The sequence below is a fragment of the Haliscomenobacter sp. genome, from assembly GCF_040403615.1.
In the GTDB taxonomy this organism is placed as follows: domain Bacteria; phylum Bacteroidota; class Bacteroidia; order Chitinophagales; family Saprospiraceae; genus Haliscomenobacter.
Window position 1 is genome coordinate 27,828 of sequence record NZ_JBBAKG010000023.1, and the last position, 17,717, is coordinate 45,544.

Annotated in this window: 14 protein-coding genes; 6 read left to right on the top strand and 8 right to left on the bottom strand. The window is 46.9% G+C overall.

Annotated features, from left to right (window positions below; translation table 11 throughout):
• Nucleotides 1-10: 10 nt before the first annotated feature.
• Entirely contained in the window at nt 11-1,291 is a 1,281-nt protein-coding gene (locus ABW391_RS09560; protein ID WP_353481628.1) for a Gfo/Idh/MocA family oxidoreductase, read from the bottom strand.
• Nucleotides 1,292-1,507: 216 nt separating this feature from the next.
• Here ABW391_RS09560 and ABW391_RS09565 point away from each other — a divergent pair, with 216 nt between their 5' ends.
• From ABW391_RS09565 to ABW391_RS09575, 3 genes are all read left to right on the top strand, one after another.
• Nucleotides 1,508-1,900 carry a nuclear transport factor 2 family protein gene (locus tag ABW391_RS09565; protein ID WP_353481629.1) on the top strand — a complete coding sequence of 131 codons (393 nt, stop codon included), beginning with the start codon at nt 1,508-1,510 and terminating at the stop codon, nt 1,898-1,900.
• 52 nt (nt 1,901-1,952) lie between these two features.
• Nucleotides 1,953-2,456 (top strand): nuclear transport factor 2 family protein, encoded by a 504-nt coding sequence (locus ABW391_RS09570; protein ID WP_353481630.1) that lies wholly within the window; start codon nt 1,953-1,955, stop codon nt 2,454-2,456.
• Nucleotides 2,457-2,630: 174 nt separating this feature from the next.
• Nucleotides 2,631-3,296, top strand: coding sequence for a hypothetical protein (locus ABW391_RS09575; protein WP_353481631.1), 666 nt, complete (start codon nt 2,631-2,633; stop codon nt 3,294-3,296).
• A gap of 65 nt (nt 3,297-3,361) precedes the next feature.
• Here ABW391_RS09575 and selD read toward each other — a convergent pair whose 3' ends face one another.
• From selD to hemF, 3 genes are read right to left on the bottom strand one after another with little or no spacing between them, the layout of a single operon-like run.
• The gene (selD, locus tag ABW391_RS09580; RefSeq protein WP_353481632.1) at nt 3,362-4,402 is read right to left on the bottom strand and encodes a selenide, water dikinase SelD; all 1,041 of its coding nucleotides are present in this window, start codon (nt 4,400-4,402) and stop codon (nt 3,362-3,364) included.
• Nucleotides 4,386-5,417 carry a tRNA 2-selenouridine(34) synthase MnmH gene (mnmH, locus tag ABW391_RS09585; RefSeq protein ID WP_353481633.1) on the bottom strand — a complete coding sequence of 344 codons (1,032 nt, stop codon included), beginning with the start codon at nt 5,415-5,417 and terminating at the stop codon, nt 4,386-4,388. Before mnmH ends, selD begins: the two co-directional genes overlap by 17 nt.
• Nucleotides 5,418-6,332 (bottom strand): oxygen-dependent coproporphyrinogen oxidase, encoded by a 915-nt coding sequence (gene hemF, locus ABW391_RS09590; protein ID WP_353481634.1) that lies wholly within the window; start codon nt 6,330-6,332, stop codon nt 5,418-5,420. It abuts the gene before it with no gap.
• A 230-nt stretch (nt 6,333-6,562) separates the two neighbouring features.
• On the opposite strand from hemF, the gene ABW391_RS09595 reads away from it, so the two are divergent.
• A complete protein-coding gene (locus tag ABW391_RS09595; protein ID WP_353481635.1) occupies nt 6,563-7,450 on the top strand; it encodes a nucleoside phosphorylase in 888 nt (295 codons plus the stop codon).
• A gap of 80 nt (nt 7,451-7,530) precedes the next feature.
• Here ABW391_RS09595 and ABW391_RS09600 read toward each other — a convergent pair whose 3' ends face one another.
• Complete coding sequence (locus tag ABW391_RS09600) at nt 7,531-7,920, bottom strand: GxxExxY protein (RefSeq protein WP_353481636.1); 390 nt, start codon at nt 7,918-7,920, stop codon at nt 7,531-7,533.
• A gap of 183 nt (nt 7,921-8,103) precedes the next feature.
• Entirely contained in the window at nt 8,104-13,713 is a 5,610-nt protein-coding gene (locus tag ABW391_RS09605) for an MG2 domain-containing protein (protein ID WP_353481637.1), read from the bottom strand.
• A gap of 143 nt (nt 13,714-13,856) precedes the next feature.
• Between ABW391_RS09605 and ABW391_RS09610 the strand changes: the two genes are divergently transcribed.
• Both ABW391_RS09610 and ABW391_RS09615 read left to right on the top strand, forming a co-directional pair.
• Nucleotides 13,857-14,492 (top strand): LON peptidase substrate-binding domain-containing protein, encoded by a 636-nt coding sequence (locus tag ABW391_RS09610; protein WP_353481638.1) that lies wholly within the window; start codon nt 13,857-13,859, stop codon nt 14,490-14,492.
• A 145-nt stretch (nt 14,493-14,637) separates the two neighbouring features.
• Nucleotides 14,638-15,417: a 3-keto-disaccharide hydrolase gene (locus ABW391_RS09615; protein ID WP_353481639.1), complete on the top strand. Its 780-nt coding sequence runs from the start codon at nt 14,638-14,640 to the stop codon at nt 15,415-15,417.
• A gap of 49 nt (nt 15,418-15,466) precedes the next feature.
• Here ABW391_RS09615 and ABW391_RS09620 read toward each other — a convergent pair whose 3' ends face one another.
• Together ABW391_RS09620 and ABW391_RS09625 are read right to left on the bottom strand one after the other, a co-directional pair.
• The gene (locus ABW391_RS09620; RefSeq protein WP_353481640.1) at nt 15,467-16,282 is read right to left on the bottom strand and encodes a c-type cytochrome; all 816 of its coding nucleotides are present in this window, start codon (nt 16,280-16,282) and stop codon (nt 15,467-15,469) included.
• Between the two features lie 19 nt (nt 16,283-16,301).
• Nucleotides 16,302-17,717 (bottom strand): CCA tRNA nucleotidyltransferase, encoded by a 1,416-nt coding sequence (locus ABW391_RS09625; protein WP_353481641.1) that lies wholly within the window; start codon nt 17,715-17,717, stop codon nt 16,302-16,304.

Consider the following 17,717-nt stretch of genomic DNA (forward strand, 5'->3'; position numbering starts at 1 on the left):
TGGTTGGTGACTAAATTTTCCAAGGGCCGCGCATGGGCTGGTTGATCAAGCGGTTGGCGGCTTCATCGTTGATGAATTCCTGCTTGACTGGGTCAAAATTGAGGGAGCGTCCGAGTTGGAGCGCGATTTTCCCCATGTTGACTACCGTGCAGGAGCGGTGACCATTGAGTTCGTTGAGTCCGAATTTTTGGCGCGATACCACGGCCTCGCTGAAACTGGTCACCTGTGGAGCCGGATCGGGGAAGGTGTCAATGGCTTGCAAAATGTTTGGGATGGTGGATTTGAATCCACGGAAAATCTTGCCATTGGGCCCTTCGATGTAAGCGGCGTTGGTGTCTTTGTTTTCACCATCCAGGATAATTTTGCAACCATCGGCGTAGGTGAATTCAATTCTGCGCCAGGTACCTACTGCATCATCGTGCTGCTGTGGGCAATCAATATCTACCCGTACCGGACTGGTGTTGTCTTTGCCCAGGATGTACTGAACGGGGTCAATGTAATGCTGACCCATATCGCCCAATCCACCGCCATCGTAATCCCAATAGCCGCGGAAGGTGCCGTGTACGCGGTGCGGATGGTAAGGCTTATAGGGTGCAGGCCCGAGCCACATGTCGTAATCCAATTCGGCAGGTACTGGAGTGGGTTCGAGGTTGGTTTTTCCTACCCAGTAAAATTTCCAGTTGAAGCCCGTAAAACCGCTGATGGTCACGGTAAGCGGCCAGCCCAGAATGCCACTTTCTACCACTTTTTTGAGTGGTTTTACGGTGGTGTTCATGCCGTAAAAATTATCGGTAAAACGAAACCAGGTGTTCAGGCGAAACATGCGTCCGTACTGCTCCATGGCTTCGATTACCCGCTTGCCTTCACCAATGGTTCGGGTCATGGGTTTTTCACACCATACATCTTTACCTGCTTGGGCAGCCATCACCGACATTACGCCGTGCCAGTGGGGAGGGGTGGCGATGTGTACAATATCGATATCGGGTTGGGCCAATAATTCCCGGAAATCGGAGTATCCTCTGGCTTGTCCTCCAGACAAATCAATGGCTTGCTTGAGGTGATTTTTGTCCACATCGCAAACCGCCAACAGTTTGGTGCCTTCGTAGCCAAAGTGGCCGCGGCCCATACCCCCTACGCCGATGATGCCCTTGGTCAGGGTATCGCTAGGGGCTAAAAATCCTTTTCCTCCCAGTACGTGGCGAGGCACGATGGCGAATGCGCCCAAAGCCAAAGCTGAATTTTTGATAAAATTCCGGCGAGAATGGCTGATCGTGTTTTTCTTTTGATTCATGCTTGATCTTTTAAGGTTAGGGAAATATAGGCATGATTTGGCAAATTCAAGTTGAAAATGCAACGATGGAATTGAAATTCACATCTAAACAACAAAAAGCCAAGCCAAGCAATGTTTCATAAGTAAATAGCATTAATTTTATGCCCAAATTGGCAAGCATGAAGATAGATGCTTCGGTTTAATTTTTTCACCAAAGACTGACAAATCCTTATTGTTATGTTGAGTAAACTGGAAATCGTTCGAAAATTTTGGGATCATTTTGATCAGGCTAACTTCAAAGCAGCGTCTTCCTTAATGCATGAGCACGCCATTGTTTGGGAACCCAACACGCGAGAAGTATTCCGTTCCCGAGATGCGTTTATCCACATGCATGAAGCCAACCCTCTGCCCTGGCGCATAGAAGAAATCGACATGTTATCGGAGATGAAAGAAGGAATTATTGTCACGGTGGTGAAGGCTTACTCTGATCAAACTCCTGAAAATTACTTTATTACGTCCTTCTTTACCTTTGCTGGAGAGTCAAAGATAATCGAGATTATTGAGTATTGGGGAAAAAACAATGAGATTCCGGTATGGCGCAAAGGTCAAAACTTTTCTGAAAAATATTAACACCAATCGACATTTTTTACCAAAATGTAAGCCCTATTCAAAATTAACTGGCATGAAAAAAATCAGCACAATCATGGTTTTGCTTGCATTGTATTTTTTTTCATGCAAACCTGAAAACCAGTCCAACCCTCCATCCCAAAGCAGAAAAAATAAAAACATTGCTGCTGAACTGCTTCAATTGGAAAACAATAGAAACAACGCCATCAATACTTTGGATTCAAATCGCTTGAAAGAAATGGTTATCCCTGATTTCGTGCTTACCACTGTTTATGGAGAATTGAAAAACGTTGGAGAAATTATTAAAAGTTTGCAAACAAATTACCTTAAAGGCTCGACTGAAAAGCATTATACAAAATCAACTCAAGTAAATATTTACAACAATGGAAAAATTGCGATTTTGCGTGGTATTTATGCGATTGAAAAACATGAAAAAAACGGAGTCATCGTGTTCAATTCGCGTTATACCGATACCTATGCCAAAATCAACGGCTTTTGGCTACTGGTAGCTTCACATCAAAGCAGGTTGAAGCGGAGAAATGGGAATGCCAATTGGTAATTATATTCTAATCAAGTAACTAGATGAGTTTTAAATAAATGTGTTGAAAAGAATGTTCAAAAATCCTGAGTAAGCCTCTAAAGAAAGGAGATGTTAAAATAGAAGATCTCAAAATAAAATAGATTTTGCTTGCATTAAATATAGAATAGAATTATCTTTACCAAAATTTTAGAAATGGCAAAACTAGATTTATCTGTGTTAGACATTAGATCGTTGATAGACGCGTATACATCCGATCTAAGAAAGCTTGATTATCAAGCTCATGCAATCAAAGCGAATATTGATGCTTTGGAAGACTTGTTGGGAAAAACCGCTTCTGCTAGAGACAAAAAAGAAAGCAGCAAGATCGAAAGCCCAGCAAAAAAACAAAAAGCTATACTTGAAACCGCTTCGGTTAATGGTGAATCAACAGCGAAACAATCCAAAGTTAAGGAAGAAAAAGGCCCCAAAAAAGGACCTGGTCGCCCAAGACTCATTCCGCTGGAGGACATTAAAGTTGAACCCTTTCAAAAAGTTGAAAAACCCAAAAAAGTTAAAGAACCTAAAGCGGCAAAAGCTAAAAAAGAAGCTGGTGCAGGCAATGGAAAGCGCGGGCGCATTCCTGGTTTTAACAAATGGGAAGAAGGTATTTTGAGCGTATTAAGAGACGCCAACAGACCGTTAAAAAATGATGATTTCATGCCTATCATGAAAGCCATCGCCGAACGCGACAATGTTCAGGAAGGTCCAGCTCAACTCAAAGTTCGCCTGAATCAGGCATTGGTAAAATTGGGCAACAAACTTGGCCTATTGGACAAACAAAACTTTGATGGCAAAGGCTATTTGTACAGCTTGAAGTAAATGACACGATTTGAGGGTTAAAAAACAAGATGACCCTCTGTTCTTTTAACCCTCTTCCTTCCCTGTCACTTGACCTCGACCCGTTTTTCCCTCTCAGATATCACTTCCCCAATTGGTTCCAGCCCTAAACCCAGTTGAGCGGCAAAATTTTTAAAGGTATTTTCCTGACTGGCTGATACAGCAACCAGTAGGCCTCCCGAGGTTTGTGGATCGCACAATATATTGCGCTGCAAGTCGGTTAGGGTAGTCATTTTATGTCCGTAACTTTCGAAGTTTCGGTTGGTGCCGCCTGGCACACAGCCCTGAGACAGGTAATAATTGATGGCTTCGGAATCCAAAAGGGGCACCTTGTCCAATTCTACAACCGCACTGGCATTGGAAGCTTCGCACATTTCGATCAAATGTCCCATCAATCCAAATCCGGTTACATCGGTCATCGCTTCTACATAAGGTAGCGTTGCAAAAGCTGCACCTGCGTCATTGAGCTTCAACATGGAGTTGCGCGCCAGAAGGGCATGGTCTTCTTGAAGGAGTCCTTTCTTTTGAGCGGTGGTCAAGATGCCAACCCCTAGAGGCTTGGTCAAAAATAACTTACAGCCCACCGAAGCACCTCCATTGCGTTTGAGATGCGCAATGTTTACTCTGCCTGTAACTGCCAGTCCAAAAATAGGCTCCGGACTGTCAATACTGTGGCCTCCTGCCAATGGGATGCCTGCCGCCAGACAAGCTTTACGGCTGCCTTCTACCACCTGATTGGCAACCTCGGCGGGCAAGGTATTGATTGGCCAACCTAGTATGGCAATGGCGAGGAGAGGCGTTCCGCCCATGGCGTAAATGTCGCTGATGGCATTGATCGAAGCGATTTGACCAAAATCCTGGGCATCATCAACAATGGGCATAAAAAAATCGGTGGTGGAGATGATGGCGGTTCCATCGCCCAGATCCATTACGGCTGCGTCATCGCGCTCTTCATTGCCGACCAGAAGTGCTGGGAAATGAATTTTTTCACCCGCTTGTTTCAGGATTTTATCGAGTACACTGGGTGAAATTTTACACCCACAGCCTGCTCCGTGGCTGTATTGCGTTAGTTTATAGTTGCTTGTCATTGGCAAATTGAATCAATTGATGGGCCCGTTCGGTAATAGAATCTGTTTCTACTGGAAACGCCCAGGTGGTTTGAAAGTTGCATTTCAAGTTGGCGTGCAAATAGGATTTGTCGTAGTACCGCAAGGCAATTTCAGCAGCAGTAGCAAAGTCATCTGCGGCCAATGCAGCTAGGGCTAACTTGACATTGCCGCCACCCAAACGGGGTTCGATGGCTACAAATGCATGGATCAGTGCCGATTTTTCAAAACTGGCATATCCTTCAACCAAAAATGCTACCCGTTTTTCGAGAGGGATTACCAAGTCTACCATTGGTGCAACCCGGAATTGATCCCAAAATCCTTGAGGCATAAAAACCCGACCGATGCCTCGACTTTCGTTTTCGACCCAAACCCTGCGTTGCGGATCGATTTGGGTAAATGTCTCGTAGAGGTTGTTTTCGTACTGCTCCCCGGTGGGCTGAGGTGCTTCACCTAGGTCGCCAAATGCAGAACCCTTGTGGTGCGCCAGCATTTCGAGGTCGATGATTTGTTCGCCCTGTGCAGCCAATTCGTGCAGGGTTTTGGTTTTGGCGCTGCCCGTCGCACCGCCCAGCACCAGAATTTTGAGCTGGCGTTGTACAAATTCCTGGTGGATGAGCTGTCGGTATGCTTTGTATCCATCTTGTAGGACAACTACGTCCATGCCCGAAAAAGACAAGAGCCAGGATAGGCTGCCACTGCGCTGGCCACCGCGCCAACAATGCACCACCACTTTTCCCCGAGGGGCGAGCAAGCGGGCTTGTTTGACGTAATCGGGCATACGCGCTCCGGCGTATTCCAATCCTTTGATGAATGCCTTGTCGGAGCTTTGTTGCTTGTACAAAGTGCCAACCACTACCCGTTCTTCATCCGAAAACAAAGGGAGATTGTAGGCGCCAGGGATATGCCCATTGGCGTATTCAGCCGGGGTGCGCACATCGAGTAAAACACGATCTTGTAAAACCGCTTGAAGATTATCTGCCGTAATTCGTTGCATTTAGATCCATTCTTTCCCTTTGTCGCTCAGCCATTTCAGGGTTTGTTCTTCGGGAGATCCCGGTTCGGGGTGGTGATTGTATACCCAATTGGCGGTGGGAGGCAAACTCATCAGGATGGATTCGGTTCGACCATCGGTATCTAGGCCGAATTTGGTTCCTTTGTCCCATACCAGATTGAATTCTACATAGCGGCCACGCCGGAGGTATTGCCAATTTTTTTCCCGCTCGCTAAAAGGGGTGTTTTTGTGTTTGTGCAGTAAAGGAATGTAAGTAGGGCAAAACGTTTCGCCCACTGCGCGCACAAAAGCAAAGGTTTCTGCTTTGCTGTTTTCCTCGCAGCCAGCGAGTTGATCAAAAAATATTCCCCCAATTCCACGGGTTTCCCCACGGTGTTTGATGTAGAAATACTTATCGGCCCAAGCTTTGAAAGTTGGGTAATGGTCATGATGGTGCTGATCGCAAGTGGTTTTCAAAGCCTGGTGGAAAAAGGCTGCGTCTTCGGTGAATATGTAATGAGGCGTAAGGTCAATACCGCCGCCAAACCACCAATGTCCACCGTCGGTTTCAAAGTAACGGACATTCATGTGGATAATGGGAGTATAAGGATTGCTTGGATGCAAAACGATGGATACTCCGGTAGCAAAGAAGTCGGCTGAATCCAGTTTCAATGCCTGGGCTATTTTTTCGGGCAATGCACCGTGCACCGCAGAAAAATTCACGCCCCCTTTTTCGATGTGTTGCCCAATAATGACCCTACTCCGGCCACCACCGCCACCTGCGCGTTCCCAGGCATCTTCTTGAAAGCGCCCCATTCCGTCGGCAGTTTCCAATTGCTGACAGATATCGTCCTGTAAATCTTTGAAATATTCAGTAATGGAAACACGATCGACGCTCGGCGCAGAAAAAGTTTTCATTTATTGTCTCTTTAGTAAAGCAGAAAAATTAACTTCCCGATTTTGGCTTTTGAATAAGGAGTCGAACGGTTCATTTCAAGTGAGCTTCCTATTCAAAAGCCTCTGAAAAAATCGGGAAGTAATTTTTTGCGTCAAATTTAATTGCTAGAGGAATTGCAAAGGAAACGTATTTTTCCTACTTTTTTACTGCTTTTGATTACTTTCATTCCTTTACTAAAATACTATACCTTATGCAAGCACTGGCCGATACTGAACTCATCATTACCCCCAAAGGAAGAATTTACCACTTGGATCTGCATCCTGATGAACTGGCCGATACGGTCATTACCGTGGGAGACCCAGCAAGAGTGGCCGCGATTACCAAGCATTTTGATTCGATCGAATCTCAGGCAGCACACCGCGAATTTGTGACCCATACCGGCTGGGTAGGCAAGCAGCGGATCACGGTTTTGTCAACAGGCATTGGCCCAGACAATATCGACATCTGCCTCAATGAATTGGATGCATTGGCCAATATCGATTTTACAACCCGCATTCCCCAAACCAATCTCCGGCAACTCAACATCATCCGATTAGGTACTTCTGGGGCTTTGCAACACGACATTGAGCCTGGGACTTTGATCTTGTCTCGATATGGATTAGGGCTGGATAACCTGATGCATTTTTACCATTATCAACCCAATCCCGCGGAACTGGGACTGATGGCTGAGGTGCAACACCTGGAAACCAAAGTGGAAAAATTCCCGGTATCGCCTTATGCCTGCGAAGGAAGTGCTGAATTGGCAGAGCAATTGGGAGAGGGCATGGAGCAAGGCATCACGATCACTTGTCCGGGCTTTTATGCGCCACAAGCCCGGAGTTTGCGCGCACCTATATTGATGAGCATCGCCACGCTGGATGCCTGGAGCAGACTCAGTTACAATGGCATTCGCCTGACCAATTTCGAGATGGAAACGTCGGCTATCTTCGGATTGGCGAGTTTGCTGGGGCATCGGGCTATTTCCTGCAATGTGATTTTGGGCAATCGACTCAATGGGAAATTCACAGATGATCCGGGAAGGGTGGTGGAAAGAATGATCGAGGTGATGTTGCCGAGGATCGCGGGGTTGATGGGATAAGCTTCCAATTCCCAAAGCGACATTAATAGGAGAACGGATAACCCGGATGAGGGCGGATTTAAACGGATTTCAGGGGCTTTTCATTTTGGAATATTCTTTTTATTGTTGAAAAAGACTTTCCTGGCAAATTCAGGCTCCTTTCCAAGATTCAACAAAAGGCCAACTTCAATAGCGCTAGCTTTGAGATAGTTCTGTAATTGTCGTTTGTGAGAAGTGTTGATGCACTCAACCGATTTTAATTCTAAAATAACAACATCATTAACAATCATATCCGTGTAGTATTCACCAACTTCTTTGCCCTTATAATAGACAGGGCATCTTTGTTGAGGGATTACCTGATGGCTTCTTTCCCTCAATTCTAAAAATAGGGCATTCTGGTACACTTTTTCTAAAAAACCGTGTCCCAACTCATTGTAGACTTCATAAAAGGCATCCAGAATATCCTCTGTTAATTCTTTATGCAACAACATGTTAGTGTGTGATTAAAATCCGTTCAAATCCGCCCTAATCCGGGTTATCCGTTCTCCTGTTTATGTCGCTTTAGTAATTAGTGGTTTGCTTTTTCAACAAATTTCGCCATAATCCTGAAAACCTCTAAAAAACAACCAATATCCAGGTACTCCGCCCGAACATTGGTTGTTTTTTTCTTTTCATTATCTCGCCACTACCTGCACCCACATCCCCTTAGTGTTCGCACTAATCGAGTTGTCGTACATAGCGGCGCAAGACACTGCTGGCAAATAATACCGCCCTGGATATGCCGCACTCAAACGCACCCGGAAAGTTTTGTTTTGGCTCTCTGGCAAGTCGAAGAACGTATTCACCCGATCATCGCGAATGTCCTGGTAATCAAAGGCCGATTGAGAAGTGCTTTCCACTTCCGTCATGCGGCTGTTGATGATTTCCCAACCTGAGGGGAAGGTTTGATTCAAGGCCAGTTCCTGATAAGGTACAGGTCTAGAATTCGGGTGTACGACCCGCACTTCGGCAATAAAATCGGTGCCTTGCGCCAAATTGGCCGGATCGATTGCTTTGCCGCTCATATCGGTGTAAGTCACTACAATTTTCAAGTCATTGGCCTGTGCGGATTCCTGCCCGGCAATAGGCTGACCGCGCTGTACCACCCGGACAAACAGCTTGGCTTTGCTGGTATTTTTCAGGGTCAGGTTGCTGTTGCTTGCCGTGGGGAGGTTGATTTGCATCACCACATTTTTGGAATTGGCGGAGGTACTTTGGCCACCATTTACCGCGTAGCTGAAGCTAAAGGCTTGTGTAGCCTTGTCATCTCCGAGGTATTTGGAAATGGCCATCAGGGTGTACGATATGGTTTGGGTGGAATACCAACTCGTGCTGCTCAAGCCTTTGGAGAGGTATTGCACCAGTGCACCAGCTTTCTTCATTTCCTTGAGTAAAACCAAAGTTTCGAGAATCATGGCCCGGTCGCGCATGCCCGAACCGTAGGTGTAGCTCATCTCGGTATAATCAGCCACTTCGGTAGGTTTGTCTTGTACCAGTTCTTTGGCCACTTCCGGTTTGCCAGCCAGGGCATAAGCTGCGGCAAGGCGCCAACGTGCACTCAGGTTGATTTTAGCATTTTCGCGCAAGCGGTTCATTGAAGCCATGTCGGGGTCTCCTGCCAGAGCAAGCGTGTATAAGCGGTATGCCTGGTTCAATTCGTGGCCTTCCATGCTCCAGAAACCCAGTGCGGGCAATTTGGAGTCCCACATGCGGGCTACTTTTTTCTGGAATTTCATCCAGTCTTTCAGTAGGTTATTGGGTACATCGTAGCCTTTGTTTTTGGCTTCCAGCAGGAAATGTCCGGTGTAACTGGTCGACCAATGATCAGGCGTGCCGTTGCCGGGCCAGTAAGTGAAGCCACCTTCGTTGGTTTGGAAGTTTTTGATGCGCTCGATGGCATATTTGATGTTGGTGGCTACTTCTTTTTGGCGTTTGTCGTCCAGTTCCAGCATATTGCCCACAAACAACTGTGGGAAAGCCGCTGAAGCGGTTTGTTCAATACAGCCGTAAGGGTAGGAGAGGAGGTAACCCAGGCGCTCGCCCAGGTTCAGCGGTGGCACATTGGATACTTCCAACACGGTGCTGCGCGTACCTGCCGTACCAAATACATCCATTGCTTGTTCCCACGATTTGCCCACTTCTACAACCTCACTGAAAACTTTGGTTTGGAAGGGGTTGGGATTGCGCACATCGATTTCAATTTCTTCAGAAGAGGATGCGCCGCCACCAGTGGCCACGATTTTGAACTTGGCGATGCCCACTTTATCTTTCACCTTGATTTTGAAACCGGTGATCTGGTCAGTATTGTTTCTACTGAAACTCATGTCTTGGTTGCCATCTTCGATGCTCACCAAGCCGCTGCTTTCCGTCACTTTCACCTGTACGTTGTTGATCTTTGCATCGGTCACAAAAACATTGACGGGCAGTTCAAACTGATCGCCAGGAGAAATCATCCGGGGCAGGGTAGAGCGCACCATCAGTGGATTGCGCACTGGGATACTCTTTTCGGCAGCGCCATAGGCATTGTCTTTAGCAGCTACCACCATGATGCGGACTGCGCCGATGTAATTGGGTATTTTGATCTGGTGCTTGTTGCTGCGGCCACTGGCCAGTAGAAATGGGCCCATGGTGACCACCATCGGCTTGAAGCGGTTGGCGGTATTGTTCAAAGCACTTGGATCCACAGCTCCATCGCCGCCAATGCTGAGGATACTTTCCAGCTCGCCGGCAAATGCACCCAGCACTTTGTCGTAAATGTCCCAGGTTTGAATACCCAGGGCTTCGCGGGCATAAAAAGCATCGTGTGGATTGGGTGTTTTGAAACGGGTCAATCCCAGCAAACCTTCGTCAACAATGGCCAAAGAGTAAGCCATGGCTTTGCCCGCCTTTTCTCCAACTTCAACACTGACCGTGGTTTCTGGTCGGAATTCAGCAGGCGCAGTGATGGTTGGTGTAAGGATGGTTTCAGCATCTTCGACTTGGATTGGGGCGATGCCGTAAAGGCGGATGGGCAAGTCGTTGGCCACTTGTCCGTGTGGCTGAATGAGGGCCACGTTGGCGTATACGGTGGGCGACATGTCTGGAGTGGTCTTAAAGGTGATCTTGTTTTCGCCTTCGACGGATTTTGTCCAGAAAGTCTTGATGATCTTGGTGCCTGTTTCGAGCGAGACCAGTACCCGACCACCTTTTCCGCCAGGGATGGTCAAGGTGACGTTTTCACCAACATTGTATTTTTCTTTGTCCGCTTGGAAACTCAGCATGGCTGCGGCTTCGCGGAAACTGTCGTCTTCGTCATCGCCTTCGTACCAAGGGGTACCGATGTAGATGAATCCTCCTGTGCAGTGGCCACTTTCGGCATCACATACCCGAATCATGTAACGGCCCCAGGTGGTGGTTTTGAAATTCCAGGAAGCTTCACCTTTGGCATTGGTGCTTACTGCCGCGGTTTGAACCGCACCAACGTGCTCGCCAGAGTTGTAGTTGGCTTCGTTTTCCTGGTACTGATCCCACCACCAGCGCCATTCTACTTTGTACAAACCGATGGAGAGGCGGCGACCGCTGACGGGTTTGCCATTTTTGTCGACGTCTACGAAGCGAATGGCATTGGACTTGCCGACTTCAAATTGTGGGCTACCGTATTTGTTGCGCGGAATTTCAATCCCGGCATAGGTATCGTAAGGAGAATATTTGACAGAAACATTGTCGGTACTAAAATCGCCGCCTTTTTCAAACACCCGGGTTTGGAAGGATGCGGTCAGCATTCCAGGAGCAAGTTCTTCTTCCAGGAGGGTGGCGCTGATGTTGGCTTTGCCTTCGCCATCCAAAACGTTGTCGAAAATGATGCGCGGTTCGGTTTTGGTCAGTTTGCGGGCTGGATCATCGAAGTTGTAGCTGGGGTACTTGGGGAAACTGGTGTTGGCTTCGCGCAATTGGACTTCAACTACTGCTTTCAAACCGCTGGCGGGTGATCCCGTCAACCAATCCGCCGATAAGCGGGCATTCATTTTGCCTCCTTCGGCCTGCAATTCTTTTTCACTGCCCGTATTCAAATCAACCCGAATGCGGTTAGGTTTAACCGTTTCAATTTTGAGGATTTTTTCAAAAATAGCTCCGCCTGCTTTGACTTTTACCCGCCAGTTGCCCGTTGGTGCGTCGGGATGCGTAGCAAAATACAGCGGATAAATGCCTCCGACTGTTTTGGAAGTGGTTCTTTTTTCTTGCAATTGCCCCCGTGCATTGAACAATTCCATGGTGATGGGATAGCTCTCAGGCAGGCGTTTTTCGCGGTCTTCAATCATGAAATTGAGAAATACCGAATCGCCAGGCCGCCAAACGCCCCGCTCGCCATACAAGAATCCTTTCAGCCCTTTTTGGGTTACTGAACCATTGACGTCGAATTTGCTCAAGGATAGTGATTCCCCTTCTTCCAGGCGAAGGTAACCCCGCTGGCCATTGTGGGTGACGATGGCCACAAAAGGGCTGCCTTTGTAAGCCACATCAGCGATGCCATCGCCGTTGCTGCTGCCTTTACCAATGGGCTGATTCTGACGGTCAAACACTTCCACCTGTGCGCCGGAGATTGGGTCAGTATTGCGTAAGTCGGTTACGATGACCATCAGCTTGCGGTTGCCGCCTTTTTTAGCGATTAAGCCCAAATTGGAAGAAATGACGTTGCGCTGTACAAAATGATCTGAGTTGTAGTATTCTTTGGAACAAGGGTCACTTCGTTTGTCGTAATCGTATTCTTCAAAATAACCATCGTATCCATAGTAATGATCCATGATGCTTTCCAGTGGCTCGTCTTCGTCTTCACCCGCTTTAGAGAAAGGATCAGCGCTAAGGCTGGCGTCTGCACTTTGACTGGCCATGCAAGAAATGGCCGAATATTCTGGGCGAAAACCGATGCGTACCTGATAGATGGCTTGCTCGTCGGCTTTGATCAATTTACTCAAGTCGATGGCATAACGTGACCAACGTCCTGCTTTGGCATTGGGACTCAACATTTGGAGGTTGACTTTTTGTTGCAGCACGATGCGACCCACTTTGTAAAGGTCGTATTCGCCGTCGATGGGGTTGTCTTGCAGAAATTGCAGGATGTTGTTGTTGAAAATTTTCAACACTTCGATGTCTACCGACTTGAGGCCAACCGATTCAAAGGGGAACATCAGTCCTTCGGAGTTGGGTAAGATTACCCCTTTGCCCACCAGGCGAACGCCGGGTTTGATTTCTTCAAAATTGACATCCCAAACGGTTGTTTCGGTAAAGGTGCTGCTTTTGGTATTTTCGATACCCGTTAAAATGCGTACGCGAAAGTTGCCGTTCAGGTTTTGGTCAGGGTATACCCGTACCACGTTGTCTTCAATGATGTATTTGAGTGTCCCCTCGTAATCATCGATGGTAATCAAACCATCCAGGTTTTGAGCTTTATTCAATGGATCAGAAAATACGATGCGGATGTATTGTTCCGGAATTTGTACGGCATCCGCGTCCATGACACTGAAATTGCCTATGGCCGGAATTTTATAATCTTCTGTTTTGTTGGTCTTTACTCCAATCGAGCTGCCATCGTAGGCCAATTTCACTTCAGAAGGCTGTTTGCCCCGGTTGACTGGTTTTACGGTAAAGTAGTGTACAAGTTGATCGTTGGAGTGTTGCCACTGCACATTGAGTTTTTCGCCTTCTTGTTTGGCGTTGACGATTTCTTCAACTTCTTTGTTTTCAGCCACATCGGCAGTATAAACCGCACCTTTTAAGCTCTGCTTGGAGTAATCGGTGTTGCTGGCGGAGCGCATTCCTTCGAGGTCGATTTGGTAGTGCTGCTCGCGGGTGTGGAATTGAAATGTAAAATTAGCGTTGTCTCCCTTGGCATCCTGGATGACTTGTTTTACATTTACGGAAACATCATAGGTTGTACCAGAAGCCAGATCCTGGTTGGGGTCGAAACGCAGGGTATTGGCGTCTTCCCAGGTGAGCTTGCCTTTTATGTTGGGTGAAAGCGAGAGTACCGCAGGTGCTTCTTTGCCGATTTCGGTGCTATTGGCAATACTTTGAGCAAAACGAACGCGCACCGGATCACTTTTGGAAATTACCCCGGACGTGTAGGCGTACACAAAGGGGTTTTCAGCGGAAAGGGTAGTCAGGTCGTGGTTTTTTCGACAACCCGTACTCAAAAGGGCAAGAAAAAGAACTACAGTCGTTGTCCCGAGTACAAGTGGGCGCAGAGTTTTGGCGTTAAACATTGACATGGTGTGCAGTTAAAATGGTTTTTCAGGATTGATTTTTGAAACTATTGACACGAAAACTCGTTCAATTTAAGCTCATATACGGGCTTTTACAATGAAAGGTTACATATTTATTTTCCTGTAAGTTAATCTAAAAAAATCTCAGTATGGAATTTGTTTTATTGCCGCAATTTCCGCTGCAGATTGTCGTATACCCAAACGAAAATCTGAACCTACATATTTTTGAACCCAGGTATCGTCAATTGATTGCAGAAAGTGAAGAAAAGGGAGTCACCTTTGGCATTCCCACTTTTCTCAACCAGCGTGTAATGCCCTTTGGCACTGAAATCCAGCTCCTCAACGTTGAAAAGCGGCATGATGGCGGGGAAATGGACATCAAGACGAAAGGTATTGGTGTGTACCATATGGAGCAATTTATCAATCCTGTGCCTGGAAAATTGTATGCCGGAGCAACCATCCGAAGAATTGAAACAGACCAGGAATACGACTGGGGCTTGAACGAAAAAATTCTGGGTTTTTTATTGGAACTATTTGATTTGTTGGACATTGACAAATCCCTGCCCGAGGGGCCTAGTGATTTTATTTCGTTTGATGTGGCTCATCATGCCGGTCTATCCATTGATCAGGAATACGAATTGTTGATTTTGCCTACCGAAAAAGAAAGGCAAGCGCTGCTGCTCGAACACCTGGAACAGTTTTTACCAATGGTCAAAGAAATGCGGAATCTGCAGCAAAGGGCGTTGCTGAATGGTCATTTTAAAGACCTCAAACCGCTCTTGTAAATTTTTGCGCTGCTCAAAACTAGCAAAATGTCTAATTGTTTTTTTACTCAGACGATCTTTTCTTGCTGTTTAGATGCAAACAAAGAAATAAAAAAAGCGAGAACCCAAAAAAAATCCAGATTTTGAGGGTCATAAATCGCAAGACATGATCGCAAAATCAACCATCAACTGCGCCAAATTAATTTTGGTCGCGCTGTGCCTCATTGCAGGCATTGCTTCTCTGAGTGCCCAAGTGGGACTCAAACCCATTAAAGGCGCCAAAGTTTACTTCAATGGCAGCCGTAAGTCGCTGGACAAAAACTGGACATACTGGAATGGTCCTCGCTTGGCGGCAACCTTGCCCATCAAATGGACCATAGAAAAAGATCCTGTAGATGCAGGTACAGCAGTCAACAGCAATGACCCTACGGCTGCGGGAGGAAAATACGGTTCTGCTGATATCGTAACCCAAAAAGCATTTCGGGACTTCCGCCTGCATGTCGAATTTTTTATTTCTGCGAAAGGTGGAAACAGCGGAGTTTACCTCCAAAACCGCTACGAAATTCAAGTACTGGACGGAGATTCTACCTCTCATGGTATGGCCGCAGTGATCAATGAAACCAAATCACCTTACTATGCGTACAATGGGGTAAGCAAGTGGAATGCGTACGACATTAACTTCCGTGCTGCCCGGTTTATAGATGGCAAACTGACCGAAAAGGCGTTGGTTACGGTTTATTTCAATGGCAAAAAAGTACACGTGAATCAGCGCATCCAACAAGTATGGGGAGGACCCAACTCGGGAATTGACGGTGGCAACGATGGCGGCAAGGGCATCACCGATGTACCCGGTGGCCTGAAATTACAAGCGGAAGGACACAACGTGCTGTACCGCAATATCTGGATTAAGGAATTGGACATCAAAGAACCGAACACGGATTTCTAAGAGCATGTCTAAAGACAAATGGTATGTAGAGGCGTGATGCTTCGCGTCTCTACATACCAGGTTTTACCCCCTTCATGGATTTTAAATAGCCATAAATTTCTTCAAATTCCTCGCTGGAAAGATTTCCAATGGCAGGCATTTTGGCGCTGTAGCGGTAAGATTGCGGATTGCGCAGAAAATTCCAGATGTCTTCTTTTTGCCAATATTCAGTGATGCTTTTGGGGTAATTGAATTCAGGCCCCATCACGCCACCTACCTTATTGATGGAATGGCATTTCATGCAATGGAGTTGAAACAAATTAAAGCCCTTTTGTGCGGCTTTGTTGTGCATAGGGTAGGCATCGGCAAAATCTTCGATAAAAGAGGCAATGCGGATTTCGGCAAGTCCAAACGGCCAGGCAAAAGTATCGTCGGTTTTTCCAGTCCCTTGCCAAACCAGGTAAAATGGCCTGAACTTGGCAGCCAGCGAATCTGCCCAATCTTTTCCGGCAGCGGACTGATCCAGGTCTTGTACTGCTATGTACCCATCATTGTTTAGCACTTTACTCAGGCTCATATTCGGAGCGTATCCATCCGTACAGGTAAAAGTGATGCGCAAGTTGCTGGTGTCCTTAATGTTTTTGACCAAGGGCTTCAGAATTGCAGCCAATGAATAGGCTTTGAAGCGCTTTTTTCGTTTGAAAAAATGATCGTAGGAAATGGTGATCAGGGTATCTGGTGGAAATTTACCGGCATTTAGCAAATCTTCCAAATCCACTTCAAGGGGTTTGAAATCAGCGTTAACCAAGACCGTTGATGAATCTGCATTGGATGTGCAGGACGCAAACCAGAACGCGAACATTAAGAACAGGAACAAATAACGCATATGACTTAGGTTTTAATTGCTAGCCTTTCTTTATCCCCATCTCATTCGCTTTTTCCATCATCAAGGCATACGCAGCCTCATACTGATTCGGGATTAAACCGTCCAGAATGGCTTCACGCACAAAATTTTTGATTTCGCCTACTTCTTTGGATGGGCCAATGCCAAAAGCTTCCATGATGACCTCTCCGGTGATGGGCGGCTGCCAGTTGCGCAAATGGTCGCGTTCCTCTACTTCTTGCAGTCGCTGGCGGACCAATTCGTAGTTTTCGAGGTAGCGTTTTACTTTTTCCGGATTTTTGGAAGTAATGTCTGCTTCACAGAGCAGCATCAGGTCTTCCTGCTCGTCTCCTGCATCTACCAACAGACGGCGCATGGCTGAGTCGGTTATTTCTTCTTTGGTCAAGCTGATGGGGCGCAGATGCAGGCGTACCATTTTCTGCACGAACTTCATTTTGTGATCCATCGGCAAGCGAAAACGCCGGAAAATGACAGGTACCATGTTGGCGCCCATCACTTCATGTCCATGAAATGTCCAGCCTTGTTCTGGTTGAAAACGCTTGGTGGGTGGCTTGGCGATATCGTGCAGGATGGCCGACCAACGCAGCCACAGGTTGTCAGATTTTTTGCACAGGTTGTCGAGCACTTGCAGGGTGTGGTAAAAATTGTCCTTGTGTGCGCGTCCATTGCGGATTTCTACCCCGTGCAATGCCGTCATCTCCGGGAAAATGATGTGCAGCAATCCTGAATCGAACAACAATTTGAAACCAACCGAGGGCTTGGAGGTTTGGATGATTTTATTGAGCTCGGTGGCAATTCTTTCGGCAGAGATGATTTTGATGCGCTCCTTGTAAGTGCCAATGGCTGCAAAAGTCTCCGGTTCGATTTCAAAATCGAGTTGTGTGGCAAATCGAATGGCGCGCATCATGCGCAAAGGATCGTCCGAGAAGGTTTTGCCAGGATCAAGAGGGGTACGGATGATTTTGCGTTCCAAATCACCCAGGCCATCAAAAGGATCGATAATGGAACCAAAATCCAGTTCATTGAGACTGACTGCCAGCGCATTGATGGTGAAATCCCGCCGATTTTGATCGTCTTCCAGGCTGCCATTTTCAACTGCTGGTTTGCGGGAATCGTGGCGATACGATTCTTTGCGGGCACCAACGAATTCTAATTCAATGTCGCGGTGTTTGATCATGGCCGTACCAAAACGTTGAAATACCGTAATGCGCGGCACCGGGTGCAATTCTCCTGCCACTTGTTGCGCCAGATCAATGCCGCTGCCCACACATACGATGTCGATGTCTTTGGATGCTCTGGCCAATAGCCGATCCCGGACGTAACCGCCCACTACATAAGCAGGAACCTGCATTTTTGTAGCTGCCTGGCTGACAATTTCCAGGATCTTGCGTTCGGTATCTTGAATCTTAAAAACCAC

Coding starts and splice junctions, on each gene's coding strand:
- ABW391_RS09560 (WP_353481628.1), bottom strand. CDS start 1,291: ATGAATCAAAAGAAAAACACGATCAGCCATTCTCGCCGGAATTTTATC.
- ABW391_RS09615 (WP_353481639.1), top strand. CDS start 14,638: ATGATCGCAAAATCAACCATCAACTGCGCCAAATTAATTTTGGTCGCG.
- ABW391_RS09620 (WP_353481640.1), bottom strand. CDS start 16,282: ATGCGTTATTTGTTCCTGTTCTTAATGTTCGCGTTCTGGTTTGCGTCC.
- selD (WP_353481632.1), bottom strand. CDS start 4,402: ATGACAAGCAACTATAAACTAACGCAATACAGCCACGGAGCAGGCTGT.
- hemF (WP_353481634.1), bottom strand. CDS start 6,332: ATGAAAACTTTTTCTGCGCCGAGCGTCGATCGTGTTTCCATTACTGAA.
- mnmH (WP_353481633.1), bottom strand. CDS start 5,417: ATGCAACGAATTACGGCAGATAATCTTCAAGCGGTTTTACAAGATCGT.
- ABW391_RS09565 (WP_353481629.1), top strand. CDS start 1,508: ATGTTGAGTAAACTGGAAATCGTTCGAAAATTTTGGGATCATTTTGAT.
- ABW391_RS09605 (WP_353481637.1), bottom strand. CDS start 13,713: ATGTCAATGTTTAACGCCAAAACTCTGCGCCCACTTGTACTCGGGACA.
- ABW391_RS09600 (WP_353481636.1), bottom strand. CDS start 7,920: ATGTTGTTGCATAAAGAATTAACAGAGGATATTCTGGATGCCTTTTAT.
- ABW391_RS09570 (WP_353481630.1), top strand. CDS start 1,953: ATGAAAAAAATCAGCACAATCATGGTTTTGCTTGCATTGTATTTTTTT.
- ABW391_RS09610 (WP_353481638.1), top strand. CDS start 13,857: ATGGAATTTGTTTTATTGCCGCAATTTCCGCTGCAGATTGTCGTATAC.
- ABW391_RS09595 (WP_353481635.1), top strand. CDS start 6,563: ATGCAAGCACTGGCCGATACTGAACTCATCATTACCCCCAAAGGAAGA.
- ABW391_RS09575 (WP_353481631.1), top strand. CDS start 2,631: ATGGCAAAACTAGATTTATCTGTGTTAGACATTAGATCGTTGATAGAC.